Consider the following 24011-nt stretch of genomic DNA (forward strand, 5'->3'; position numbering starts at 1 on the left):
CATGGGTATGCGACCGCAGCATGGATATACCGCAGTCGAGCTGATGGTCACCCTCGGGGTGTTAGCCATCATCCTGATGATCGCCGCGCCGCAGATGGGGCCGTTCCTGCGCAAGCAGCAGGTCAAAAACGCCTCGATGGACATCACCTCGGCGGTGGCGCTCGCGCGCAGCGAGGCGGTCAAGCGCAACGCGCCGGTGTATGTGGTGGCCAGCAACGCCGGTTGGACCGGCGGCTGGACGGTCAATACCACCGGTACCGTGCTGCCGGCGAGTTCCAGCAGCACCCTTCGTGCGCAGGCCTCCATGGACGGCATCAATATCACCGAGTCCAACAGCCATACGCAGTTCAACTTCGGCGGCGACGGCCGGCTGCAGTCCACCGGCATGTCATTCACCGTCAACACCAGCATAGCGACCACCGGCGTGACTCCGCTGTGCGTCAACGTGGGCGCGACGGGTCGCGTGCAGACCACCAATGGAGGCTGCTAATGAAGCGCCAGTGCGGCATGTTGTTGATCGAAGTGTTGGTCTCGCTGTTCATCGCGGCGATTGCCTTGTTGGGCGCGGTCGGGATGATGGCCCGCTCGTCGCGCAACGAGATGGAATCCTACGAACGCGTACAAGCGCTTACCCTGATGCAGGACATGGTGTCGCGCATCAATGCCAACCGCCAAGTGGCTACGTGCTATTCCGCGGGCGCCACTGGCGTTGTTCTAGGCACAGGGGCAGCCGCCGCGCCGGTCTGTGCCGCCGGTACGCCGTCGCCAACAGCTGCTCAGGCGGCCACCGCGAACGCGGATCTTGCTGCCTGGAACAATGCGTTGCTCGGCGCAGCCGAGACCTCCGGCGGCAATAGGGTGGGCGCGATGATCGGCGCGATCGGGTGCGTCGATCAGATCGACGCCACCAACAACATCTATCGCGTCACCGTCGCCTGGCAGGGCTTGATGTCCACCGCGACACCTGGCCTGACGTGCGGGCAGGGCAAATTCGGCAACGAAACCTTGCGTCGCACCGTCAGCGTCCAAATCCAGATAGCCAATCTCTCCTCATGAACATGATCTCGTCCAGCGCTTGTGCGATCACTCCGCGAGCCCGCCAGGCCGGCATGAGCCTCATTGAGCTGATGGTCGGCATGGCCATCGGCCTGGTGATGCTGGCCGCGCTCGGATCGTTCTACGTGTCCACCTCCAAGACTCGGACGGAATTCAGCAAGACCGGAGACCAAGTGGAGAATGGCCGCTATGCGATCGAGTTGATGGTGCGCGATATCGAGATGTCCGGCTTCTACGGACGTCCAGGCGTGCCGATCTCGGTGACGCACAACCTGCCGACGGCGTGCGCGACGGCCAAGGCGTCGATGGGTTTCAGCACCACCAGTGGTCTGGTGGTCCCGGTCGGGTTGTCCGGGTTGCCTGTCGGTGCCGCCGCACCCACCTGCTTGCCGAATATTGCCGCGGGCTCGGAAGTGCTGACGGTGCGCTACGCGTCCAGTGTCGTCACCGCCACGCCGGTGGCCGGCGAGTACTACGTCCAGTTGTCCGCATGCCCCACCGATACGGTTTCGCTGGTGTACGACACGAGTGCATCTGCCTTCACCTTGCAGACCAAACTGTGCGTGGCGACCAGTCCGGCCGAGCTGCGCAAATTCGTCGTGCGCAGCTATTACATCGCCACCTGCGACACCTGTACGGGCGCCAATGCAGATACCACGCCTACGCTGAAGGTCGCCGAATTCGTCGGTGGCGCGATCACCGTCACGTCCTTGGTCGACGGCATCCAGGACATGCATTTCAGTTACGGCGTGGACACCGACAACAACGGCTCACCCGATTGCTACGTCAGCGATCCTTCAGTGGACAATTCGGCGGCCTGCACGACGAATACTGGATACGTGTGGACCAACGCCACCACCAACTGGGCGAACGTCACCGGTGTGCGCGTCACGGTGCTGTCGCGGAATATCGCATCAACCGTCGGTTGGAGCGATACGCGCAGCTATAACCTCGGCCGCCCCACCGCGAGCGGTCCGTTCAACGACGCGTACAAGCGCCATGTCTACGGAGCGCTGGCACGCGTGTGGAATACAGGCGGTTTGCGGGAGAGTCAGTGATGAAGACACGATCTTTCGGCGCGCAGCGCCGCCAAAGTGGTTTCACTTTGATGATGACGCTGATTTTTCTGGTCATCTTCATGCTCTTTGCCATCTCCATGGTGAGTTCCAGCGTGGTCAGCACCAGGGTGGCTTCCAACCAGCAATACCGAATGGAGGCGAAGTCCGTTGCGCAGGAGGGGGCTGAGACCATTCTCAATCAACCGTTTACGCTGAATCCGATCACTACCGTCACCAGCGTGCCGATCGATGTCACCGGCAGCGGTAAACCGGCTTTCACGGCGCAAGTGGCCGTGCCCGTGTGTTTGAGTACCAAGCCGGTGCTCAATCAGGATCTGGACTTGAGCAACGCCAGCGATCGCACTTGCATGATCAGCGGCGCCAGTCAGAACACCGGTCTTCTGACCTCTCCGCCGACGCCCAATTACCTGTGCGTGAGCACCAACTGGGAAGTGCAATCCAGCGTCACCGATCCAAATAACACCGCCACTTCCGTCGTCGTGCACCAAGGTGTTTCCGTACGTGTGCCGATCGGAACCGCCTGTCCATGAACTTCGATTTTCCGAGTTCCATAGGATCGCCGTCATGTCCCATACCAATCTGTCGCTGAGTCGCCTTTTGCGCAGCATGGCTCTTGTCTCCGCGGTGGCGGTGTTGCCGAGGTTCGCACTGGCCGACGATGTCGACCTGTTCACCGGCATTTCGCCCACCAACGTCGGTCGAGCCAATGTGCTGTTTATCCTTGATGACGCCTCCGCCGCTCATGCGAACGTTACGTTCACTTGTCCAGCGCCGGGCAGTTCGATTTCCGGCAATCAGATGATTCAATTCGATCAGTGTGCGCTCTACAACGCGGTCGCTGCGATCGGCGGCAACCCGTCACTGGTCGGAAAGCTCAACATGGGACTGATGGCGTTTGGTTCCCCCAGCCCGGGCGGTGGTCAGTTCTATTATCCGAACGCGAATCCGTCGTCGTTGCCGATGATGGATGCAGCCGGGGTCAGTAACTTCGAAAGCTTTATTTTGGGGACGGTTGGGTCCCTCACGGCACCAAAATCGCAGGTGGCGGGCAGCATGCAGGAGGCGTGGGCGTTCTACACCAGTAACGTGGGCGTCTCTGGTACCAGCTACCACACCATCTTTGGGCCATGCCAGAAGAACTTCGTCATTTATATCGCCGACGCCAGGGTAAGCGGTAAGCCTCAGGACAACTCAAACGGGCAGGCCACTCTGGCTGCTGCCGGTGCGAGTGCGGCGCAGCAGACGCAGATCGCAATCAACTCCAAGTACGCCAGCAACTGGGGCGATGAGTGGGCTCGGTTCATGTACCAGGGGCCGGTAGGAAATAACAACCCGCAGAACATCATCACGTACACCATTGCGGTGGATGACCAGGCTCATCCGAACGTCGACTACGACAATTTTGTGAAAAGCATGGCCGATCACGGTGGCGGTAAGTTTTTTTCCGTCCAGGTGGGTGATACATCTGCTTTGACGGCGGCCTTGACCCAGATCTTCAACGAAGTGCAGGCGGTCAACAGCGTATTCGCCTCGGTCAGCCTGCCAGTGAACGTCAATGCGCAGGGCACCTACAGTGACCAGATCTATGCAGGCATGTTTCGTCCCGACGCTCAAGGCAATCCACGCTGGGTGGGCAACCTCAAGCAATACAAGATGGGTTTCGACAGCAGCAACAACGTTGTCCTCGAGGATGCCACTGGCGCCGCGGCGATCAGCAATTCCGGCACCGGCTTCATCTCGCCGAATGCGCTGAGCTATTGGACCGCCGATCACTACACCGGGACGCCTAACGATGGTCCCTTCACCGTTCCTTCGGGTACGTCGGTCGTTGCCAACTGGCCTTCGGGCGGATTCTGGGTCAATAGCCCGAGCGGCACCGGATGGACCTATGACGCCCCGGACGGCGAGATTGTTGAAAAAGGCGGTGCAGCGGAAATGGCGCGCGCGGATTACCTCACGACAGCCACACAGGCAAACCGCACCGTCTACACCTGCAATGGCGTCGGCAGCTGCCCGACGAGCCAGGCCATGCCGACGTTCGACACCAACAATAATTGGCTGACAGGGGCTAGCGGTCAGAGCGCGTTCTTCGGCTCGAACACGCCCAGTGTGAGCGTTACGAGCCTGATTGCGTGGATCAGGGGCAACGACAACATTCCATTGGACACGCAGGGGGCGGAGACGGAGCAAGGTCCAGGGGCGCCGGTTGCCGTGCGCGCTTCGATTCATGGCGACGTGCTGCATTCCCGTCCGGCCATCGTCAACTACTACAACACCACGACGCAGACCAACAATATCGTGGCGTATTACGGCTCCAACGACGGCTTCTTCCGTGCCGTCAACGGCAATCGCACGGGTGTCTTCAACGGAGTCCGGCCGGGTGGTGAACTCTGGTCGTTTATCGCGCCGGAGTTCCTGTCGAAATTCCCGCGGCAGCACGACAACAGCCCGCAGCTCAAGCTCGCCAATACACCGAGCGGCATCACGCCGCTGCCGATGCCGAAGGATTATTTCTTCGACGGCACGACGACCGTCTACCAGGACCTGCGCGTCCCTGCGAGTCCCAAGGTCTATATCTACCTGACGGCGCGTCGCGGTGGGCGCTTGATCTATGCGATGAACGTCACCGATCCGGCGAATCCGCGATTCCTGTGGAAGCGTTCCAATAGTGATATCGCGGAGCTTGGTCAAACCTGGTCGCAGCCCAAGGTGGCGCTGGTCAAGGGCTATACGGATAGCAATGGCGTAGGTATCCCCGTACTGATCATGGGTGCCGGCTACGACACCGCCGAGGACAATGATCCGTACTCGACATCGACCCCGGACAGCCAGGGGCGCGGCATCATCATGCTGGATGCGATCACCGGCCAGCTGGTGTGGGCGGCGCTGCCTTCCTGCACCGGCGTGGCGGCCCCGGCGAAGTGCATTGTGGTGTCGGGTATGACCCGGTCTATCCCAGCCGACATCACCTTGCTTGACCGCAACGCCGACGGCTATATCGACCGTCTTTATGCGGCGGACCTGGGCGGCAATATCTGGCGTGTGGATCTGGAGCCGACCGCCGGCACGGCACCGGCGAACTGGGTGGTGACCAAGTTGGCTAGTCTGGCCAGCAGCGGAGGCAACAACGAGCGCAAGTTCTTCTATCCACCGGACGTGGTGCCTACCAGTACCTACGACGCGGTGACAGCTGCGAGCGGCGACCGCGAGAAGCCGTTGTATTCGAGTCCTTCCGTGGAAGGCACGGCTTACAACGTGACCAACCGTTTCTACATGCTCAAGGACACCAATACTGGCAACAACGTTGCCAATGGATGGACGGCGATAACCGAGAACAATCTTTTTGACGCCAGCGCTGCGGTGTATTCCGCCACCAGCCCGTCGCCGGCAAGCACCAGCACCAACTCGGGCTTCTTCGTTACGCTGACGAACAAGGGCGAAAAGGCAGTCAATGCGCCGCTGACGGTGGCGGGCTATACCTATTTTGGTACCAATCAGCCGTTTGACCCGACGGCCAACCCGAACGTTTGCTATCCCAACCTCGGCATCGCACGAGGCTATGCGATCAGTTTCACAGATGCCACGGGCCTCAATTCGAATCGCAACATCGTGTTCGCCGGTGGCGGTCTGCCGCCCTCGCCGGTGTTCGGGCTCGTGCAGATTCCATCGATCAACGGCGGTATGGTCTTGACGCCGGTGTTGATTGGCGGCGGCAATCAGACCAGCGGAGCAGGCGGTAACGACACATCAACGTTGGGTTCTCAAAAGATCACCCCGCCGGGTACCGGCCACCGCAAGCGCACCTATTGGTATATCGATGGCGTGAAGTAAGTGCGGCGCAGGCATGCCGGATTTACCCGACATGCCTGGTTAAATGCAGCGCGGCCCCGAGTCCTCTGGACGCGGGGCCGATTTGTTGATGACGGTCGATCCCACCGATGACTGCACGTTCTGATACACGAACGAGTACTTGAAGGCCGCCGGCACGTTCAATTGGAGCAGGCGTCTGGAATCGTTCAAGTGCTCCATTTGTCAGTAAGTTGGTGAAAACCCTCGCTCCTGCTGGAGCGAGGGTTCTTCATGCGAAGCAGCGAGCGCCTCAAGAGGTGAGTGCGCGTCCCAGTGCGGCAAAGATTTGCGCGAACTCTTCGTCGCGCAACCAGGGGCTGTTGGTGATCGTCAGAGAGCGCGCGGCGAAGTCGCGCGCGTTGGGCAGGTCGGCCGTGGGAAGCATGCCTCGCAGATAGCCGTAGTCGGGCAGGGCATGAATGAAAAGGCGGCTTACCCCGAGGCCGGAAGTCCACAGCGTTTGCAGCGCGGCGTCACGGATAGCCTCGGTGGGCAGTGTGAGCAGCAGGAAGGGCCATACGCCCCGCGTGCCTATGGCGTCGTCGAAGACAGTGACGCCAGGTAGGTGACGAAGCTGCTCCACTCGGCGCGTGGCTTGCTGTCGTGTGGTGTCGATGAAGTTGGGCAGCCGCGTCATGGCACGTGCGCCCACGGTCTGGCGCCAGCGCCCCAGCGGATGCAGTGGAATATCCGGTCCGAAATCGTCGCCAACGGCGGCCACGGGGTCGCCTTTCGCCAGCGCTTTGCGCAGTGGCGCGCCATAGGCCCACGAAAGCAGGGAGGGGCGATAGGCCACGGCGTAGCCGATGAGTTCCAGTGCGCGCTGCAAGCCCATGCGCAGGTCGGGATGGATCACGTCGTTGCGGCTCTTTGCAAAGGCTTCGCGCAGCGATGCATCGCGCGTGATGAGTACGCCGCCTTCATACAAGGTCAATCCCTTACCGACGGCGAGACTGAAGAAGCCGGCATCGCCGAGCAGGCCCACGCTGCGACCATCCTGCTGTGCACCCAGGGCCTGAGCGGCGTCTTCGAGCACATAGGCGCCACAAGTGCGGGCGATCTGAAGTGCTTGCTGTACATCGGCGACGCGGCCGGCCATATGTGTCGGCACGATGGCGAGTGTGTTGCTACCGCACACCGCCGCCAGTTGCGCTGCGTCCATATCGAAGTGGTTCGGTGCGAGATCGCACAATCGAAGCGTGAGCCCGGCGCGATGGATGGCCAGGGCTACCAGCGGGCAGGTCCACGCGGGCACCACGACTTCATGGCGATCCGGTCGCAAGCGATGCATGGCCTGCAACGCGACTACCATCGCGGCGGTGCCGGAACACTCCAATTGAACTTCATCGATACCCAGCCACGCCGCCATGCGTTCGGCGAACGGGGCACGGCCAGGCAGCAGATCGCTAAAGCGCAGCGGCAGGCCGGCGGTGGGCGGCAGCTCGCGGCGCATGCGCTCAGTCTCCCGCAGCGACGCCTAATGCGCCCTTGGCTTCCGTAGGCGCGTCGTTTTCCGGATGCGCGCCCGTTTCGGCAAAAGCGAGGCAGACGATGCCGGCGACGATCACCAGCGCGCCGAGCACGCGTGGCCAGGTCAGCGGCTCGTTGAACAGCCAGATGGAAAACAGCATCACGCTGACCACTTCAAGATGCGTCACCGCAAAGGCGGGACCGATCGGCGCATGCTTGAGCAAGGTCATCCAGGTGAAGAAGTTGCCGACGTAGCCGATCACCGCGAGATAGATCCACGGATGCCCGAACACACGCACGATCCAGGCCCAATTGGCTTCCGGCGGAAACGCATGATTGCCCGCGTATTTGAAAGCGAGCTGCACCACGGTGTCGAATGCCACCAGGATCAGGAAGCCGAAGAAATAGAAACGCTTCATACGAGCAGGCCCCATACGATCAGGCTCCATGCGATCAGCCTCCACCGGCGATACCTACGATGCATACACCGGCGGTCACCAGCAAAATGCCGGTGACGCGGAGAGGGGTAAGCTTTTCGCGGAACAGAATGCGTCCCGCGATCATGATCACCACGATGTTGATCGAGCCGAGCAACACACCTTCCGAAAGATCGACCAGCGACAGAAAGGCGATCCACACCAGGAACTCGGCGACATAGGACACGATGCCCACCCATAGCCACGGGCGCACGGCCATATAGCGCCAGCGCGCCAGGCCATCGCCGGCCTTGGGATCACTCGCGGCGGCCTTGAAGGCAAGCTGGCCGACAGTGTCGAGCGTGACGTTGAGCAGCCACAGGAAAACCGCCAGCGGAGCCACTGAAACTCCTTAGGCCGCGGCGCGCGCGACGGGCTCGTAGGTGTCGGCGATCTTGCCGAAGAACTCGGCGGAACGATCCACCAGCACGCGGCGTTCCCGGTCGATCGTGATCATGTGGTAGCTGTCTTCGAGCAGCAGCATTTCCACTGGGCCGGACACCGCGCGTTCGACCAGCCAGGCGTTGTCGACGCTGGCGATATCGTCCTCGGTGGCATGCGCAACCAGGCAGGGCGCCGTCACCTTGGGCAGGTCGCGGCGAACCACCGCGGCCATCTTGTACATCTCCGCCAGCGACGGCCAAGGATTGCCGGGCAGGCCGGCGGCGGCGCTATCGCCGCCTAGCATCAGCGAGCTGATCTGGGCGCGGATGCGCTCGTCGCGCAGGCCATAGGGTTCGTTTTCGTGAACCATCCACTTCTTGCCGATGCCCAGCTTCTGAAACAGCGGCAGCATGAAAGAGAACTTGCCGTACCACGGCGTGGCCCAGCCGTCGTAGCGGAACGTGGCGCCATACACGCCCACGCCCTTGACCCATTCCGGGTGATCGGCGGCGAGCTTGAGCGCAAGTACGGCGCCCATCGACAGGCCGGCCACGAACAGGTGGTCCACCTCTTTGCGGTACAGCTCGGCGGCGGCTTTGACGCTGGCATACCAGTCGAGCCAGTCGGTCTTGAGCAAGTCGTCGGCATCGCCACAGTGGCCAGCCAGCTGCATGCCGTACACGCTGAAGCCAGCGCGGTTCAGGCCTTTGCCGACCAGGCGCATTTCGGCCGGAGTACCGGTCAGGCCGTGGATCAACAGCACGCCGCTGCGGCCGCCTTCGAAGCGGAACTCGACATTCTGGATCACGGGCGGAGACTCGTCGGGGCGGCGTCAGACCGCAGTGGGGCAAGATGGCTTATCAGCATGGGCGGCAGTCTGCCGGGCCACTCTTTCTAATAACTTTCGAGAGTTACATGCGGGGCCGCCGTACTCGCTCGATATCGAGGAATATCGCGCTGGTAGGCGCTTAGCGCCCGTTGAAGCGGCTCACGCCGATGGAGACGCCGATGCTGCCCGTGCGGTGCGCGCAGCTGCCCATGTTCTGTGTGATGTTCACCGCGCCGGAGTTATAGGTGCCCGACCCCCAGTGGTTGCCGGTGACCACACCCATGCCCACGCTGCCGTGCACCTGTGGCTGGTTGTAGGTGGCGTCGTCGCAACGCGGCCGCGCATCGGCTTCATCGTCGGCGGCGGTTCGTCCGCTGGTGTCGCCGTAGTAAACACCTGGTGCAGGGTGGGTGGGGTGGGAGCTGTTGTTGGCGGTCTCACGCACGGCTGGATTCACCTGACTGCTGCTTGCTGGGCGGGTGGCCGTGTTGTCGTTCTTGCCTACGTCAGCCGCTGTGGCGCTGGTCGCGGCGCTGCTGCTTTCGGCCGGTACGCTGCCGGGTGGCAATTTGAGATTCAATGGCGAACCGGCCGTCTGCGCCTGAGCGGCGGCCATCAGCAAGCCGATGGCGAGCGCGGCGAGGACTTGCTTGGTATTCATACGAGCTCCAGGGACGCCAACGATAACGAATGAGCCCGCTTGGCGTGCACATCGCTACTTCGATGACGAGTGGCGATGGGAAGTTCCCGTCGCCACTCCGGACGTTATGAGCTCACCTCAGGGCTTGAACGGCTTGAACTCGCCGTAGGGCTTGAGCTGGCCATCGATGGCCTTGGGATCACCGACCACGATGATGCTCTGGTCTTTGGCCGCGAAGTACTTGCGCCCGATCGCCTGCACTTGGTCGGCCGTGACGGCCTGTGCCTTGGCCACATAGGTGCCGAGATAGGAGGCCGGCAAGCCCTCCACCCAGAAGCGCGCCAGAGATCCAGCTTGGGTGCTCTGAATCTGATTGCTGAGCAGATAGCCGCCGATGGCCAGGCGTTTGGCGCCGTTGAGCTCTTCGTCGCTGGGCGCCTGCGTGCCCATGCTGTCGTAGAGCTTGGTCAGCTCGGACAGAGTGGCACCGGTGACCTCGTTGCGCACGTCCACCTGGGCCAGCGCGTTACCGCCTTCGCGGAAGCTGGCAACGCGCGATCGCGGACTGTAGGAGTAACCCTTGTCCTCGCGGATATCTTGGACGAGCCGACTGCTGAACGAGCCGCCCAGGATCACGTTGGTCACGGCCAGGGGGATGTAATCCGGATGATTGGTGGCCACGGTCGGCCGGCCATAGCGGATGTTGGATTGCACCGCGCCCTCGCGTGTAACCAGCAGGCGCTGTGGCGCCACCTGCGAAGGCGCGGCCGGCACAACGGCTGGTTTGGGGCCTTCGCCCTTCCAGCCGCCAAACTGCTGCTCGGCCAGCGTCATCGCCTCGTCCGCGCTGATGCGGCCGGCGATGACCAGCACAGTGCGATCGGGGCGGAAGCGCTTGGCGTGCAGGGCCTTCATGGAAGCCGGTGTGGTGGCTTCAATGCTGGCTGTGGTGATGGAACTGCGCGCGTAAGGATGGTCGCCGAAGGCTGCTGTGGAGAAGGCGCGCTGTGCTTGCCAGTTGGGATTGGCATCGCGCGCTTTCAGGGATTGCAGGGCGTTGGCCTTGGTCAGGATCACCTCTTTTTCGGGGAAGCTGGGATGCAGCACGGTGTCGGCCACCAACTGCACCAACTCTGGAGCATGCGCGGAAAGCGCGTCGGCCGTGATGGTGATGGCGTCATCGCTGGCTTCGGCGCCGTAGTCGCCACCGATGGTCTGAAGGTGCTCGGCGATCTGCTGCGAGCTAAGCGTGTCGGTGCCCTCGTTGAGCAAGCCGGCGAGCAGGCTGGAGATGGCCGGGGTGCTGGCGTCGTCCGATGCTGTACCGCCAAGCACGGCGAGCGACAGGCTTACCTTGGGCAGGCCTTCCGTGCGTGGTACTACCCATACGGTAAGGCCATTGGGCAGCGTGCGCTGGGTGATTTGCGGCACCGGCAGCGGTTTGTCGGGCGCGTAGGCCGGTAGGTCCTTGGGCAACGGTGCGGTGGAGGCCTGTGTTATGCCGGCCAGGCTCAGGCCGAGCGCCAGCGCGAGCGTCTTGAACGTCATGTTCGTCATGGTGGCGATCCTCAGAGGGCCTTGGTGGCAGTGGCGGGTGCTTTGGCAGGGGTGGGCGCCGCGGGCACGCGCACGATCACACTGCGGTTGGCGTCGGTGAGATAGGTGTGCGCCACCCGCTTGAGATCATCGGAGCTCACGTGCTGGATCCAGTCCGGCACCTGGTTGACCACATCGGCACTGCCCCACAGCGTCTGAAGCTTCGCTAGCGTATTGGCGCGGTTGAGGAAGGACTCCAGTCCGCCGTACCACTCGGACAGCATCTTGGTCTTGACGCGCGCCAGCGTGGCATCGTCGACACCGTCCTTGTTGATCTTCGCGATCTCCTCGTTGATCGAGGCGAGTACTTGATCCGGCGTGGCATTGGGTTTGTACATCGCATGCAGCACCAGCTGGGACGGACCGGCGTAGTCCATGCTGGAACCGAGCGGGTAGTTGACGCCGCCGCCGATACGCAACAACTGCTCGCGCCCCTTCACCATGCCTTGGTAGAGGCGTGAGGCGTCATCGCCTACCAGTAGCTGCGACAGCACCATCATGGGGATCTGATCCTTGCTGCCGCGCTCGGGCACTTTCCAACCCACGGCCAGCGCTGGCACCTTGGCCAGGGCGTCGGTTTGCTCCGCGCGCCGCTCCTTGGTGTTCAGCGGCTCGCTCACATCGGGGCGCTCAGGCACAGCACGCGAAGGGATGCTGCCGAAATACTTCTGTGCCAGCTCGAAGGCCTGCGCTGGCGTCACGTCACCGGCGATACCGATGACGGCGTTGGCCGGCTGGTAGAAGGTGTCGTGAAAGGTTTTCACGTCCTCGATGCTGGCGTGGTCCAGATCCTTGAACGAGCCGTAGCCGTCGTGCTTGTTGGCCCACTTGTCGAAGGCCAGGTTGTTGAGGTCCGTCCAGAAGAACAGCCCATAGGGCTGGTTCTTCACGTTGACGCGGATTTCTTCCTTCACCACGTTCTGCTGGTTGGCGAGGTTCTTCTCGCTGAAATCCAGCGTCTTCATGCGGTCCGCTTCCAGCCACAGGATCGGCTCCAGCGCACCTGCCGGCGCCGAAGCGATGTAGTTGGTGTAGTCGGCGCGGGTGGAGCCGTTGAAGGTGCCGCCGCCACCCTGGATCACGCGATCGAACGTGCCTTTGGGTGCGGTGGGCGTGCCTTCGAACATCAGGTGTTCGAACAGATGCGCAAAGCCGGTGCGATTCTGCGGTTCCAGTCGCATACCAACGTGGTAGACCACGCTGACGCCGACGGTGGGCGAACTGTGGTCTTCCGAGACTACGACGGTAAGACCGTTGTCGAGTTTCTTGACGGCGACTGGCACCTTCCAGGTATCTGTGGAGGCGGCGTGGGCCGAGCCGAAGGTGAGGAGGAGCCCGGCAGCAAGTGCGGACAAGCGGGTCATTCGCATGGACAGCTTCCTTGTGGAACAACGAAGCCGCCTTTCTAGCGATAGCTTTGCGAGTCCACAAGTGGCGATTGTCTGCCCGTGGTCGGGTGTGACTTAGGGCACCTCGGCGGTCCAGGCGTCGCTCGCGAACTTGTTGTGCGCAAGTGTGCTGGCCTGCTCAAGTTCGTGAGGCCGGATGTGGTCGAAGTGCAAGCCGTGGCGCGCGTGAAAGGTGTCCATCATCCGCGCGATCACCGCCTCGCGCGGCAAGCCGGTCTGGCTGCGCAGGGGATCGACGCGTTTGGCCGCGCTGGCGGTGCCCTTGTCGGAAAGCTTTTCGCGGCCAATGCGCAGTACATCGAGCATCTTGGCAGCGTCGATGTCGTACGCCATGGTGACGTGATGGAGCACCGTGCTGCCGCGTCGAGCCTGCGCTGCACCGGCGATCTTGCCGGCTTCGGAGGTGATGTCGTTGAGCGGCTGGTACCAGGCCTTGATGCCCAGATCGCCGAGCGCCGCGATCACCCAGGCGTCCATCAGGGCATATGCCTCCTGGAACGACAGGCCCTCGACGAGGCTTAGTGGCGCGTAGATCGAATAGGTGATGGTGTTGCCCGGTTCGATGAACATGGCGCCGCCGCCACTGATCCGTCGCACCACCTCAATGCCGTGGCGTTTCGCTGCCGCGCTGTCCACTTCGTTGCGCAGCGACTGGAAGCGGCCGATCACCACGGCGGGCGAGGCCCATTCCCATACCCTCAGAGTAGGTGCGCGACGACCTGCGGCGACCTCTTCCGTCATCACCTCATCCAGCGCCATGTGCAACGCCGGTGCCTGGGGAGCGGTGTGGATCAGCTGCCAGTCGTGCTCGTGCCACTGGCTGCGAGTCACGCTTCCGCTCCCTGATGCAGGGCACGGCGGACGGCGACGGCAATGGCCTCCGGCGAGATGCCGTACATCAGCACGTCGGCGGCCAGCGCTTGCTGGATAACGTTGGCGAGCGTGGCCTCGTCAGCCGTCGCCGGTTGCCCTTCCAAGGCGGCGTTGATCGAATGCAGCGCGCTGTCCGGTTCCAGGAAGAAGTCGCCGCTGACCTGCACTTGTCGGAGGTGGCCGACATGGACTTCGAGGTCGATGACTACCAGCTTGCCGCCGGGCATTTTGTATTCGCCGTGCATAAGTCACCTCGTGGCTCGCGCCGGGAGACATGGAGCAGGCTCTAACATGAGGCACGTTGTCCCGGCGTGAGCCGGGACAACGTGACGGGATTTAACCCGTAGTTTCGATCCTCTCGACGCGGCGCAGGCCGCGTGGCAGCACATTGCCGCGGGTGGCGCGATTGCCGCCGAACTCCACCAGATCGGACCAGCGCAGGGTGAGTTTGCGCTGTCCCGCGTAAAGCGTGACCTCGCCCTTGCCCTCGGTCACCACCGCCACGCCCGCGACGCGCTCGTCGCCGGATGCGAGCTTGGCTTTGGGAATCTCGATCAACTTGTTGCCCTTGCCCTTGTCCAGCTCGGGCAGTTCGGCCACCGAGAACATCAGCAGATGGCCTTCGGTCGTGACCACCACGATGCGGTCGCGCGCCGGGTCGGCACTGACTTGCGGTGCCAACACTTTGGCGCCGTCGGTGAGGCTGATGATCTGCTTGCCGGCCTTGTTGCGGCCGGTGAGCGCCTCGAAACGGGTGACGAAGCCGTAACCGAAATCGGTGGCGAGGATGAGGCGAGTGTCGTTGTCGCCCGCGGTCACGGCATCGAAGCTGGCGCCCGCCGGCGGACTGAAGCGGCCGGTGAGCGGCTCGCCGTTGCCGCGTGCGGAGGGCAGGGTGTGCGCTGCGACGGAATAGCTGCGGCCGGTGGAATCGATCACGGCCACTTGCTGCGTGGTACGTGCCTTGACTGCCGCGAGCAGGCTGTCGCCCTCGCGATAGTTCAGGCCCTCGGCATCGACGTCGTGCCCCTTGGCGGCTCGAATCCAGCCCTTCTGGCTGAGCACCACGGTGACCGGTTCGCTGGCCACCAGGGCGCTTTCGTCCAGTGCCTGCGCAGCGTCGCGCTGTACCAGGGGCGAGCGGCGGTTGTCGCCATACTTGGCGGCGTCGGCGCGCAATTCTTCCTTGATCAGGCCCTTGAGTTTGGCTGGCGATTTCAGCAAGACGTTGATGCGGGCGCGCTCTTCTTCCAACTGATCGCGCTCGGCATTGATCTTCATTTCCTCAAGGCGGGCCAGCTGGCGCAGCTTGGTCTCGAGGATGTAATCGGTCTGCTCGTCGCTCAGTTTGAAGCGCGCCATCAGCACCGGCTTGGGCTCGTCCTCGGTGCGGACGATGCGGATCACCTCGTCCAGGTTGAGGTAGGCGATGCGCAAACCTTCCAACAGGTGCAGGCGGCGCTCGACCTTGGCCAGGCGATGCTCGAGACGGCGCGTGACCGTGGTGGTGCGGAAGCTCAGCCATTCCGTAAGGATGCGCTTGAGGTCCTTCACCTGCGGACGGCCATCCAGGCCGATCATATTGAGATTGACGCGGAAGCTCTTCTCAAGATCGGTGGTGGCGAACAGGTGCTGCATCATCTCGTCCGCGTCGACGCGGTTGGAGCGCGGCACGATGACGAGACGGATCGGGTTTTCGTGATCGGATTCGTCGCGCAGGTCTTCGATCATCGGCAGCTTCTTCGCACGCATCTGCGCGGCGATCTGCTCGAGGATCTTGGATGGGCTGACCTGATGCGGCAGCGCGGTGATGACAATGTTGCCGTCTTCGCGCTGGTACACCGCGCGGGCGCGCAACGAACCAACGCCGGTCTTGTAGAGCGAGAGCAACTCGCTGCGCGGTGTGATGATCTCCGCCTCGGTCGGATAGTCCGGGCCGAGAACGTGCTCGCAAAGGTCGGCGACGGTGGCGTCCGGATCGTCAAGCAGGCGGATGCACGCGCTGGTCACTTCGCGCAGGTTGTGTGGCGGAATGTCGGTGGCCATACCCACGGCGATGCCCATGGAGCCGTTCAACAACACGTGCGGCACGCGTGCCGGCAGCCAGCTGGGTTCTTCCAGCGTGCCGTCGAAGTTCGGCACCCAGTCCACCGTACCTTGGCCCAATTCGCCGAGCAGCGCTTCGGCGATGGGGCTGAGCTTGGATTCGGTGTAACGCATCGCCGCGAAGCTCTTCGGATCGTCCGGCGAACCGAAGTTGCCCTGGCCGTCGACCAGCGGGTAGCGATACGAGAACGGCTGCGCCATCAGCACCATCGCTTCGTAGCACGAAGAGTCGCCGTGCGGATGGAACTTGCCGATGACGTCACCGATGGTGCGTGCGGATTTCTTGGGCTTGGCGGTGGCGGCCAGACTCAGCTCGCTCATCGCGTAGATGATGCGGCGCTGTACCGGTTTGAGGCCGTCGCCGACAAAGGGCAGGGCGCGGTCCAGCACCACGTACATGGAGTAGTCGAGGTAGGCGCGCTCGGCGTATTCCTTGAGCGGGATCTGTTCGTAATTGGCTTGCAGATTCATGCGGTTACGTCGGGGGAGGTCGCGCGGGTCGCGCGGTTAGCCGGGGGATGGTGCCAGATCGAGGCGGTTGGGGACAGCTTGCTTTTGTGGGTTGGCGCTGGTGGTGAGTGGTCGCTCACGTCTTGGCTCGCCGTGCTCCCTCTCCCCGTCGGGGAGAGGGTTGGGGTGAGGGGGCGGGTGCTCGCGACACTGCTTCTACTTCGTCATCCCTTCTAGGCAGGGATCCAGTGCGTTATCGCTCGGTTGTCGCGTCTGCGCGCCCTGGTTCGCCTGCCGCTGGCCTCCGAACCGCTGCCGCGGTCCGAGTCACTTTCTCTTTGCTGGCCCACGCACCCGCAGGAGCGGGTGCGAACAGCGCAGCTGGCCCGAAGGGCGGAGGGCATGGATGCCCGGAGTAAAGAGAAAGTAACCAAAGAGAAATGGCCTGGGAGCAAGTGGCGTGCTCTGTAGCTACGTCCTTTCCAGGGTCAGGCGTCCGGGATGGGCGGGGCCTGATCGTCCAGCCATCACCGCTGCACAAGGGATCCGAGATCAAGAGCGGAAAAGCCAAGAGCGCGGTGTGTAGCCTCGTACCTGGTCATTCCCTTTTTACGGAAATGCCAAGTTGCTCAAGCTGTTTTTGCACGCTGTCAGGACCAGCCAAATGCCCGGCGCCTACTGCAACGAAGCTCACGCCAGTTTGCTGCATGCGTTCGGCGATGGTTTTTGCCCAGGCTTTGTTGCGTTTGACGATCATGCGTTCGTAGAGCTCGGGGCTTTCTTGTCGCAGGTCTTCGTCTTCGATGCGGGCGATGGTGTCGACGTCGCCGTTGCGCCAGGCGTCGATGAGGTTGCGCAGTTTGGCGGGGCCTTCGGCGATGTCGCTGAAGGTTTGGCGCAGGAAGTCGATCTGCATGGGTTCGGGCATGTCGGCCAGCAGGCGGAGTTGCTGTTCGGCGGTTTCCAGGCCGTCGACCGGTTTGCCGGCTTTTTGCATGCGGGCTCTGAGCAGTTTGTCGACGCCGAGTGCGGGATCCATGCCGGCTTGTACCAGCGGTGCGACGGCCAGGGTGACGGCGGCGAGCCAGGGGCGCATGGGTTGCAGGGTGGCGATGCCGCCGGGGAGCTTGGCGGCAGCGGCGGCGCGTTCGAGGCGGGTGCGGTCGTGCAGGGTGAGTTTGTCGGAGAGCGGATGCGAGAGGTCGAGACCGTATTTGAGCACCTGGGCTTGCATGTTGGCGGCATCGTCGTCGATCAGTTCGACGCTCAGGCGCTGGCTGGCCTCCAAGGCCTTGTCCAACTCAGGCGAGGACCAGTGGGTGTCGGTAGGCAGCAGGTGGACGGTGCCGAACAGGTAGACCGTGGCGTGGTCGTTTTTGGCAACCCACAAGCCGGGGTGCGCGACGACGGGGGCGGCCAATAGCAAGCTCAGCGCCAGCAGCGCGCAGATACGACGGAACAGCTTCAACGTGGTACTCCCTGGAGCGGGTGCGCAGGCCATGCGGCGCCTGCGGATGGAATGGATCAGTGGGCGGCGGCGCGCCCGGCTTCGACATCGAGCAGGAAGCGCGTGAGGCCGTCGAAGTATGTGCGCTGATCATCGTACATCGCCATGTGGCTGCCTTTGGGGCAGAGCAGGAAGCGGCCTTGCGGCAGTTTCTTTGCCATGGCCGCCATATAGGCCGGATCCATGGTGTCGTACTGCGCGCCGATGACCAGGGTGGGCACGGCGATGCGATGCAGGTCTTGGCTGCGGTCCCAGTGTTCGAGGCGGCCGCTGGCACCCAGTTCACTGGGGCCCTGCATCAAGGTGTAGACCTGCTCGTTCAGATGCCCGAACGAGCGCTGCACTGGTTCAGGCCACTGCGCCTGGGGTATGCGCAGCACATGTTTCTCGTAGTGTATGGACGTGAGGATTTGCATGTAGCGCGGGTCGCTGGTGCGACCGCTGGCTTCGAGTTGCTGCACTTCGGCGAGCAGCTTAGGGTCCATGGTAGGCATCAGCACGTTGCGTGCGTACGCGTTATAGGCCGGGATGGAATCCACCATATTGGAGATCACCAGGCACTTCAGGTGCTTCTGGTACTTCAGTGCGTACTCCATCGCGAGGATGCCGCCCCAGGAGTGGCCGAGCAGACAAAAGTTGTCCTTGTCCAGGTGTAGCGCCTGGCGCACCTGTTCCACTTCCTCCACGAAGCGTTCGGTGGTCCATAGCGACTCGTCCTTGGGCTGGTCGCTGTAGGCCGAGCCAAGCTGGTCGTAGTAGTAATACTCGACGCCGGCGGCGGGCATGTAACTGTCGAAGGCTTCGAAGTACTCGTGCGTGTCGCCGGGGCCACCGTGCAGCAACAGTAGTTTGAGTTTGGGGTTGTTGCCGATGCGCTTGGTCCAGACGCGAAATTTACCCTTGGGCGTGTCGATGTCGATCATCTTCACGCCACCGCTGAGCACGTCGTCGCGACCCTGGTGATCGAAATAGGACGAGGCGGCAGCCGGACCACGCACAGCGTTTTCGCCATGAACGGACAGGGCCCCGCAGAGTCCAAGCGTGGCGAGCAAGACAGCAAGTTGGCGTTTCATCACGACCCTCCATCGAATGACCCAGCCCTAGCGCGGTACGCGATAGCCGCCAGGCACGCCGTGCGGACTCAGTGTGATCTGCCAAAGTTGGTCGCGCCGGCTGCGGAACACGGCGGCGGACACGGCGAGATAGAAGTTCCACATACGATGGAAACGGCCGTCGTAGCACTCCGAGAGCGTTGGCCAGGCCGCGTCGACATTGGCCCGCCACGCCATTAGCGTGCGGTCGTAATCCGCCCCGAAGTTGTGCCAGTCCTCCACCACAAACAGGCCCTGCAGCGCTTCGGCCACTTGGTGTGCAGAGGGGATCATCGAATTGGGGAAGATGTATTTCTCGATCCAAGGGTCGGGTCGCGAGGGTGAGCTGTTGCTGCCGATGCTGTGCAGCACGAACAGGCCCTCCTCTTTCAGGCAGCGTCGCGCCGTTTCGAAATAGGTGCGGTAGTTGAGCGCGCCGACGTGTTCGAACATGCCGATGGAAAAGATGGCATCGAACGGTTCGTCGAGCTCGCGGTAGTCCTGGAGACGAATGTCCACCGGCAGGTCGACGCAAAGTTCGCGTGCGAATTCGGCCTGTTCCTGCGATACGGTGACGCCGACGCCCTCGATGCCATAGCGCTCGGCAGCGTACTTCAGTGCCTCGCCCCAGCCGCAGCCGATGTCCAGCACGCGCTGCCCCGGCCGCAAGCGCAGCTTGCGGCAGATCAGATCGAGCTTGGCGACCTGGGCGTCATCGAGGTTGCCGGCCTCGGCCCAGTAGCCGCAGGAATACACCAGGCGCTTGCCCAGCATGGCCTGGAACAGGTCGTTACCCAGGTCGTAGTGGGTGCGGCCGATCTCGAACGCGTGTTCACCGCGCTGCAGGTTGACGAAGCGCGCCTTGAGGTGGGCCAGCAAGGTGTCGAGGGTCTTTAGTTCCTGGTCGATATGCGCGGAGAGCAGGTGGCTGAACATGCCGGGCAGATCATCCGCATCCCACCAGCCGTCCATGTACGCTTCTCCGAGGCCGAGCGAGCCATGGGCGAAAACGCGGGCGTAGAGGCGGTCATCGTGGACTCGCATGTCGGTAGGCGCATCACCGTCGATATGGATGCCGGCGAGTTCAAGCAGGGTGGTGGCGCGTTGTTTCAGCGAATCCCGACTCATGCATGCCTCTTGCGTGATCAGCGTTTGCCAAGTACCTCGAAGCTTGCCGTGGCAGATGCATAGACGACGTCGACGTCGGCGGCACGTACCGCAGCGAGCATCGTTTCGGCTTGTGCCTCGCTCAGTAGGAACTCGACCTTCACGGGTAGATCGTCGGCGAGTTCGAAGAACTGTTCCTCGTGCAGCACGCCGTGACGTCCGTAGCCACCCAAGGCGCGGAACGCCGAGCCGCCGCTGATGCCCTGGCGCTTGGCCTCTTCCAGCAACCATTCGTACACGAGCAAATCATGGTGCCGGGCGCGCAGGTGGCAGTAGAAGCTCAGCAGCCGGCCTTGTCGGATGGTCATGACGCCTCCTCGTTCAACTGCGCAGCAGGGTGCGGGTGAGCGCGATGCCCGCCACGGTCATGGCGATGGAGCCGACCAGGTGCATCGCCACATGGCCGGCGAACCAAAGATACTGCTGACGCAGCAGCAGGGTGGTCGACTCAGCCGAGAAGGTGGAGAAGGTGGTCAGTCCACCCAGGAAACCAGTGGCGACAAACAGGCGCAGTTCGGGCGGCAGTGTCTGGAAATGGTCGAACACGCCCAGTACACCCCCCATCAGAAAGCCGCCCAGCAGGTTCGCGGCGAGCGTGCCCAGGGGAAGAGTAGGGAGCAGGGGGTTGAGCAGCACGCCGAGTATCCAGCGCAGCCAGCAACCGAGCGCGCCGCCTATGCCGACAACCAGGAATCCGGTGTAACCCACGAGTGGTGTCTCCTTTAAAGGCGCTTGGCCCTTCGTGGGAAGCAGGCACATGCCTGCGCCCCGGCGAGGCCGGTGGTGCAGGCATCATCAACCCGAAGGTGGTTTGTTCCGTTGTTGTTGGGCGGAACGGGAGGCATGCCATCTCCCTGCGCCGTGCATGCTAGCCGATGGATGCCGCGGATCGCCAACTGGCACGGGGCGACGGGACAGAGCGCGGCTTATACTCCCGGCCTACGTGCCACCCGCCTTGGGATGCGCAGAATAGATCAGAGCATCCCTTGCCATGACTCCTTCCTCACGCCCCGTGCGGCGTAGCCTGCCGTGGCTGCTCGCCGGTCTGTCGATGATCGGCCCGTTTTCGATCGACGCGGTGTTTCCCGCGTTTCCGCTGATCGGTGGCGACTTTGGTGTAGGCAGCGCGGAGTTGCAGCAGTTGATCAGCGTGTATCTGCTCACCTATGCCGCGATGAGCCTGTTTCACGGCGCCATCTCAGACGCGATTGGGCGCAAGCCGGTGATTGTCGCCGGCATTCTGGTGTATGCGCTGGCTTCGGCAGGGGCGGCGCTGGCTCCTTCTTACAGCATGCTGCTGGCCTGTCGCGCCTTGCAGGGCGCATGTGCCGGCGCGGGCCTGGTGGTGGGGCGTGCGATCGTACGCGACAGCCTGGAGGGTGCTGCGGCGCAACAGCTGATGTCGAGAGTAATGATGATCTTTGGCATTGCGCCGGCGATCGCGCCGATGGTGGGAGCGCAGCTGTTGTCCCTCGATGGCTGGCACGGCATTTTCTGGGTGTTGATGGGGTTCACCTTGTTGCTTGGGTTGGCGCTGATCCAGTTCCTCGACGAAACCCATCCGCCGGCGCACCGCAGCGCTTTTGCGCCCGGCGCCTTGCTGGCTGGGTACCTCGGCTTCGGGCGCGATCGCCCGTTCTGGCCGTTGCTGATTTCCTGCTCGGTGAATTTCGCCGGTCTGTTCCTCTACATATCGTCGGCGCCGCGTATCGTTCGCGAATTGCTGCATTTGTCGAAGCAGGGGTTTCCCTGGTTGTTCTTGCCGGTGGTGATCGGTTTGATCAGTGGTGCATGGCTATCCGGTCGCCTGGCGACTCGGCGCAGCGTAGCGTTCACGGTAAACCTCGGCTACGCCTCGATGCTGTCGGCGTGTGCGCTTCACTTGTTGCTGGCGATCGTTCTGCCGCAGCCGGTGTTGCCATGGTCGATGCTGCCGTTGGTATTGCATGGCGTGGGTGTGCAGCTGGCCTTCCCGACGCTGACCCTGTTGCTGCTGGATCGCTTTCCGCATCACCGCGGTGGCGCTTCATCGGTGCAGGCTTTTTCCAGCCTGATGCTGTGCAGTGTGGTGGCTGGCGTGCTGTCGCCGTTGCTGTCCGACCGTATGCTCTTTCTGGCGTTGGGTGCGAGCACGTTGACCGTGATCGGCTGGTTGGCGTGGCGCTGGTACCAGCGCATGACGCCCAGGTTGCTGCAAAGCGAGCGGGCCGTGCCTGGTGTGGAAGAGGATTTCGAGACGGAGCTGGCGGAGCCGCGCTAGCTGACCCGCTACTCGATGGACGTTGGGGGCGTCAGCGGTGAATCAGTTGGCCTTGTCCGTCCAGCAGTTGCCGCTCGACCAGCCAGCGCCGCGCATTCTCCGCATCTTCGCCGAACCATGCGCGCGTGGAGCCGAGGCGGAAGGAGTAACCCCAGGCGTCCATATCAGCCATGAGGCGCTCACGACCCACGCCCGGTAATTCGTCGGCGAGCACGATTTGCAGATAACAGGTGGCGTCTTCTTCCTCGATGGAATCGGTAGCGTTGGTGTGGACGTTGGTACGACGCTCGGCCGGCAACACGATCAGATGACCGGCTTCATGCAGCAATGAATGCACCGGCGTGTCGCCGCGCGCGTACACCGTGGTGCCGATGATGCCGGCTTCTTCGTCACCCCAGAAGCTGCCTGGAATGGGCTTGCCGGCGGCGACGCGCTGCAAACCCAGCCCATAGCGTGCAAGCAGGTCGCGTGCGATGTCTTCGTCGATGTCTTCCAGCCGCAGGACGTGCGCACCGTCGGCGGTGTCGTGGTTTTGCGCTTGCATGCAAATCTCGCTTCCGGTGGTCGCGTGGCGGGTGCGCCGGAAGGTGATGAGCTGACAAAAGGCGGCGGGCACGAGGCCCGCCGCGATCGTTGTCAGCTGGTGGCGGGAGCCGCCGCGCCGGGCTTGTTGTTGCCCTCGGGCAACGCTACCGAGAGCTCCAGCACTTCGTGCCCGCTATCGCGCTCCAGATTGATGCTGATGGCATCGAGATCGACGTGGACGTATTTCTTGATCACTTCGAGTAGCTCGTTGCGCAACAGTGGCAAGTAGTCTGGCGCACCACGGGTGGAGCGTTCCTGCGCCACGATGATGCGCAGGCGTTCCTTGGCGACCGTGGCGGTGGGTTCCGGCCTGCGCTTCAGGAAATCAAGAATACCCATCGCGATCAACCTCCGAATACGCGCTGGAAGAAGCCCTTCTTCTGCACATCAAGGAAGCGCAGGGCACGTTCTTCACCGAGGATACGGGCCACGGTATCGCTATAGGCCTGGCCGGCGAAGGAGTTCTCGTCGAGGATCACCGGTACGCCGGAGTTGGATGCGGCCAGCACGTTCTCCGACTCCGGGATGACGCCGACCACATTGATGCCGAGGATGTCTTCCACGTCTTTCACGCTGAGCATTTCGCCGACGGCGACTCGTGCCGGGTTGTAGCGGGTCAGCAGCAAGTGCTGCTTGATCGCGCTGTCGCCGCGCTCGGCGCGGCGGGTCTTGCTGGCGAGCAGGCCGAGGATGCGGTCGGAGTCGCGCACGGAGGAGACCTCCGGGTTGACCACCACCACAGCGTGATCGGCGAAGTACATGGCCAAGTGCGCACCCTTCTCGATGCCGGCGGGCGAGTCGCACACGACGTAGTCGAAGCCTTCTTCCGACAGGCCGTCGAGCACTTTCTCCACGCCTTCCTGGGTCAGTGCGTCCTTGTCGCGGGTCTGGCTGGCGGCCAGTACGTACAGGGTTTCGTAGCGCTTGTCCTTGATCAGCGCCTGCTTGAGTGTGGCCTCACCGTGCACGACGTTGACGAAGTCGTACACCACGCGGCGTTCGCAACCCATGATCAGGTCGAGGTTGCGCAGGCCGACGTCGAAGTCGATCACAGCGACTTTCTTGCCGGCGATGGCAAGGCCGGTGGCGAGGGAGGCGCTGGTCGTGGTCTTGCCCACGCCACCTTTGCCCGAGGTGACAACGATGATCTCAGCAGTCAAGGGCTCATCTCCGCGTAGTTCTTG

Annotated in this window: 24 protein-coding genes and 1 riboswitch; of the genes, 6 read left to right on the forward strand and 18 right to left on the reverse strand. The window is 62.8% G+C overall.

The genetic code is table 11. From position 1 onward, the window contains the following. Position 1: 1 nt before the first annotated feature. From OUZ45_RS08070 to OUZ45_RS08090, 5 genes are read left to right on the forward strand one after another with little or no spacing between them, the layout of a single operon-like run. Positions 2 to 490 carry a GspH/FimT family pseudopilin gene (locus OUZ45_RS08070; protein WP_266169418.1) on the forward strand — a complete coding sequence of 163 codons (489 nt, stop codon included), beginning with the start codon at positions 2 to 4 and terminating at the stop codon, positions 488 to 490. Then, positions 490 to 1056 carry a type IV pilus modification protein PilV gene (pilV, locus tag OUZ45_RS08075; protein WP_266169419.1) on the forward strand — a complete coding sequence of 189 codons (567 nt, stop codon included), beginning with the start codon at positions 490 to 492 and terminating at the stop codon, positions 1054 to 1056. Before OUZ45_RS08070 ends, pilV begins: the two co-directional genes overlap by 1 nt. A 2-nt stretch (positions 1057 to 1058) precedes the next feature. Next, positions 1059 to 2114 carry a PilW family protein gene (locus tag OUZ45_RS08080; protein WP_266169465.1) on the forward strand — a complete coding sequence of 352 codons (1056 nt, stop codon included), beginning with the start codon at positions 1059 to 1061 and terminating at the stop codon, positions 2112 to 2114. Beyond that, complete coding sequence (locus tag OUZ45_RS08085) at positions 2114 to 2665, forward strand: type IV pilus modification PilV family protein (protein ID WP_266169420.1); 552 nt, start codon at positions 2114 to 2116, stop codon at positions 2663 to 2665. The genes OUZ45_RS08080 and OUZ45_RS08085 overlap by 1 nt, the downstream gene beginning before the upstream one ends. Before the next feature lie 34 nt (positions 2666 to 2699). Further along, complete coding sequence (locus tag OUZ45_RS08090; RefSeq protein WP_266169421.1) at positions 2700 to 5966, forward strand: pilus assembly protein; 3267 nt, start codon at positions 2700 to 2702, stop codon at positions 5964 to 5966. A 268-nt stretch (positions 5967 to 6234) separates the two neighbouring features. On the opposite strand, the gene OUZ45_RS08095 is transcribed toward OUZ45_RS08090, so the two are convergent. From OUZ45_RS08095 to crcB, 15 genes are all read right to left on the reverse strand, one after another. Continuing rightward, positions 6235 to 7437, reverse strand: coding sequence for a DegT/DnrJ/EryC1/StrS family aminotransferase (locus OUZ45_RS08095; protein ID WP_266169422.1), 1203 nt, complete (start codon positions 7435 to 7437; stop codon positions 6235 to 6237). Positions 7438 to 7441: 4 nt separating this feature from the next. Continuing rightward, positions 7442 to 7873: a DMT family transporter gene (locus tag OUZ45_RS08100; protein ID WP_266169423.1), complete on the reverse strand. Its 432-nt coding sequence runs from the start codon at positions 7871 to 7873 to the stop codon at positions 7442 to 7444. A gap of 34 nt (positions 7874 to 7907) precedes the next feature. Next, a complete protein-coding gene (locus OUZ45_RS08105; protein ID WP_266169424.1) occupies positions 7908 to 8273 on the reverse strand; it encodes an EamA family transporter in 366 nt (121 codons plus the stop codon). Positions 8274 to 8282: 9 nt separating this feature from the next. Beyond that, on the reverse strand, positions 8283 to 9122 hold the full coding sequence (locus OUZ45_RS08110) for an alpha/beta hydrolase (RefSeq protein WP_266169425.1): 840 nt from the start codon (positions 9120 to 9122) through the stop codon (positions 8283 to 8285). A gap of 160 nt (positions 9123 to 9282) precedes the next feature. Then, entirely contained in the window at positions 9283 to 9804 is a 522-nt protein-coding gene (locus OUZ45_RS08115) for a hypothetical protein (RefSeq protein WP_266169426.1), read from the reverse strand. Positions 9805 to 9921: 117 nt separating this feature from the next. Next, the gene (locus OUZ45_RS08120; RefSeq protein ID WP_266169427.1) at positions 9922 to 11340 is read right to left on the reverse strand and encodes a M16 family metallopeptidase; all 1419 of its coding nucleotides are present in this window, start codon (positions 11338 to 11340) and stop codon (positions 9922 to 9924) included. An 11-nt stretch (positions 11341 to 11351) separates the two neighbouring features. Continuing rightward, a complete protein-coding gene (locus OUZ45_RS08125; RefSeq protein ID WP_266169428.1) occupies positions 11352 to 12749 on the reverse strand; it encodes a M16 family metallopeptidase in 1398 nt (465 codons plus the stop codon). A gap of 93 nt (positions 12750 to 12842) precedes the next feature. Next, positions 12843 to 13619 carry a lipoate--protein ligase family protein gene (locus OUZ45_RS08130; RefSeq protein WP_266169429.1) on the reverse strand — a complete coding sequence of 259 codons (777 nt, stop codon included), beginning with the start codon at positions 13617 to 13619 and terminating at the stop codon, positions 12843 to 12845. Continuing rightward, entirely contained in the window at positions 13616 to 13906 is a 291-nt protein-coding gene (gene lplB, locus OUZ45_RS08135) for a lipoate-protein ligase small subunit (RefSeq protein ID WP_266169430.1), read from the reverse strand. The genes OUZ45_RS08130 and lplB overlap by 4 nt, the downstream gene beginning before the upstream one ends. Before the next feature lie 91 nt (positions 13907 to 13997). Then, the gene (gene parC, locus OUZ45_RS08140; protein WP_266169431.1) at positions 13998 to 16238 is read right to left on the reverse strand and encodes a DNA topoisomerase IV subunit A; all 2241 of its coding nucleotides are present in this window, start codon (positions 16236 to 16238) and stop codon (positions 13998 to 14000) included. Between the two features lie 577 nt (positions 16239 to 16815). Further along, positions 16816 to 17685: a TraB/GumN family protein gene (locus OUZ45_RS08145; protein WP_266169432.1), complete on the reverse strand. Its 870-nt coding sequence runs from the start codon at positions 17683 to 17685 to the stop codon at positions 16816 to 16818. Positions 17686 to 17741: 56 nt separating this feature from the next. Then, positions 17742 to 18797, reverse strand: coding sequence for a proline iminopeptidase-family hydrolase (locus OUZ45_RS08150; protein ID WP_266169433.1), 1056 nt, complete (start codon positions 18795 to 18797; stop codon positions 17742 to 17744). A 27-nt stretch (positions 18798 to 18824) separates the two neighbouring features. Further along, complete coding sequence (gene cfa / locus OUZ45_RS08155) at positions 18825 to 20000, reverse strand: cyclopropane fatty acyl phospholipid synthase (RefSeq protein ID WP_266169466.1); 1176 nt, start codon at positions 19998 to 20000, stop codon at positions 18825 to 18827. Next, on the reverse strand, positions 19961 to 20290 hold the full coding sequence (locus OUZ45_RS08160; protein WP_266169434.1) for a DUF190 domain-containing protein: 330 nt from the start codon (positions 20288 to 20290) through the stop codon (positions 19961 to 19963). The genes cfa and OUZ45_RS08160 overlap by 40 nt, the downstream gene beginning before the upstream one ends. A gap of 13 nt (positions 20291 to 20303) precedes the next feature. Further along, the gene (gene crcB / locus OUZ45_RS08165; RefSeq protein ID WP_266169435.1) at positions 20304 to 20690 is read right to left on the reverse strand and encodes a fluoride efflux transporter CrcB; all 387 of its coding nucleotides are present in this window, start codon (positions 20688 to 20690) and stop codon (positions 20304 to 20306) included. A 71-nt stretch (positions 20691 to 20761) separates the two neighbouring features. Beyond that, positions 20762 to 20845: riboswitch (Fluoride riboswitch) on the reverse strand. A gap of 128 nt (positions 20846 to 20973) precedes the next feature. On the opposite strand from crcB, the gene OUZ45_RS08170 reads away from it, so the two are divergent. After that, the gene (locus OUZ45_RS08170) at positions 20974 to 22242 is read left to right on the forward strand and encodes a multidrug effflux MFS transporter (RefSeq protein ID WP_266169436.1); all 1269 of its coding nucleotides are present in this window, start codon (positions 20974 to 20976) and stop codon (positions 22240 to 22242) included. Positions 22243 to 22273: 31 nt separating this feature from the next. On the opposite strand, the gene OUZ45_RS08175 is transcribed toward OUZ45_RS08170, so the two are convergent. From OUZ45_RS08175 to minD, 3 genes are all read right to left on the reverse strand, one after another. Next, a complete protein-coding gene (locus tag OUZ45_RS08175; protein ID WP_266169437.1) occupies positions 22274 to 22786 on the reverse strand; it encodes a hypothetical protein in 513 nt (170 codons plus the stop codon). 92 nt (positions 22787 to 22878) lie between these two features. After that, on the reverse strand, positions 22879 to 23166 hold the full coding sequence (gene minE / locus OUZ45_RS08180) for a cell division topological specificity factor MinE (RefSeq protein WP_266169438.1): 288 nt from the start codon (positions 23164 to 23166) through the stop codon (positions 22879 to 22881). Between the two features lie 5 nt (positions 23167 to 23171). Then, positions 23172 to 23987 (reverse strand): septum site-determining protein MinD, encoded by an 816-nt coding sequence (minD, locus tag OUZ45_RS08185; protein ID WP_266169439.1) that lies wholly within the window; start codon positions 23985 to 23987, stop codon positions 23172 to 23174. Positions 23988 to 24011 lie beyond the last annotated feature (24 nt).

It is taken from the genome of Dyella subtropica (assembly GCF_026283965.1).
In the GTDB taxonomy this organism is placed as follows: domain Bacteria; phylum Pseudomonadota; class Gammaproteobacteria; order Xanthomonadales; family Rhodanobacteraceae; genus Dyella_D; species Dyella_D subtropica.

Coding starts and splice junctions, on each gene's coding strand:
- OUZ45_RS08070 (WP_266169418.1), top strand. CDS start 2: ATGGGTATGCGACCGCAGCATGGATATACCGCAGTCGAGCTGATGGTC.
- pilV (WP_266169419.1), top strand. CDS start 490: ATGAAGCGCCAGTGCGGCATGTTGTTGATCGAAGTGTTGGTCTCGCTG.
- OUZ45_RS08080 (WP_266169465.1), top strand. CDS start 1,059: ATGATCTCGTCCAGCGCTTGTGCGATCACTCCGCGAGCCCGCCAGGCC.
- OUZ45_RS08085 (WP_266169420.1), top strand. CDS start 2,114: ATGAAGACACGATCTTTCGGCGCGCAGCGCCGCCAAAGTGGTTTCACT.
- OUZ45_RS08090 (WP_266169421.1), top strand. CDS start 2,700: ATGTCCCATACCAATCTGTCGCTGAGTCGCCTTTTGCGCAGCATGGCT.
- OUZ45_RS08095 (WP_266169422.1), bottom strand. CDS start 7,437: ATGCGCCGCGAGCTGCCGCCCACCGCCGGCCTGCCGCTGCGCTTTAGC.
- OUZ45_RS08100 (WP_266169423.1), bottom strand. CDS start 7,873: ATGAAGCGTTTCTATTTCTTCGGCTTCCTGATCCTGGTGGCATTCGAC.
- OUZ45_RS08115 (WP_266169426.1), bottom strand. CDS start 9,804: ATGAATACCAAGCAAGTCCTCGCCGCGCTCGCCATCGGCTTGCTGATG.
- OUZ45_RS08120 (WP_266169427.1), bottom strand. CDS start 11,340: ATGACGAACATGACGTTCAAGACGCTCGCGCTGGCGCTCGGCCTGAGC.
- OUZ45_RS08125 (WP_266169428.1), bottom strand. CDS start 12,749: ATGCGAATGACCCGCTTGTCCGCACTTGCTGCCGGGCTCCTCCTCACC.
- lplB (WP_266169430.1), bottom strand. CDS start 13,906: ATGCACGGCGAATACAAAATGCCCGGCGGCAAGCTGGTAGTCATCGAC.
- parC (WP_266169431.1), bottom strand. CDS start 16,238: ATGAATCTGCAAGCCAATTACGAACAGATCCCGCTCAAGGAATACGCC.
- OUZ45_RS08150 (WP_266169433.1), bottom strand. CDS start 18,797: ATGAAACGCCAACTTGCTGTCTTGCTCGCCACGCTTGGACTCTGCGGG.
- OUZ45_RS08160 (WP_266169434.1), bottom strand. CDS start 20,290: ATGACCATCCGACAAGGCCGGCTGCTGAGCTTCTACTGCCACCTGCGC.
- OUZ45_RS08170 (WP_266169436.1), top strand. CDS start 20,974: ATGACTCCTTCCTCACGCCCCGTGCGGCGTAGCCTGCCGTGGCTGCTC.
- OUZ45_RS08175 (WP_266169437.1), bottom strand. CDS start 22,786: ATGCAAGCGCAAAACCACGACACCGCCGACGGTGCGCACGTCCTGCGG.
- minE (WP_266169438.1), bottom strand. CDS start 23,166: ATGGGTATTCTTGATTTCCTGAAGCGCAGGCCGGAACCCACCGCCACG.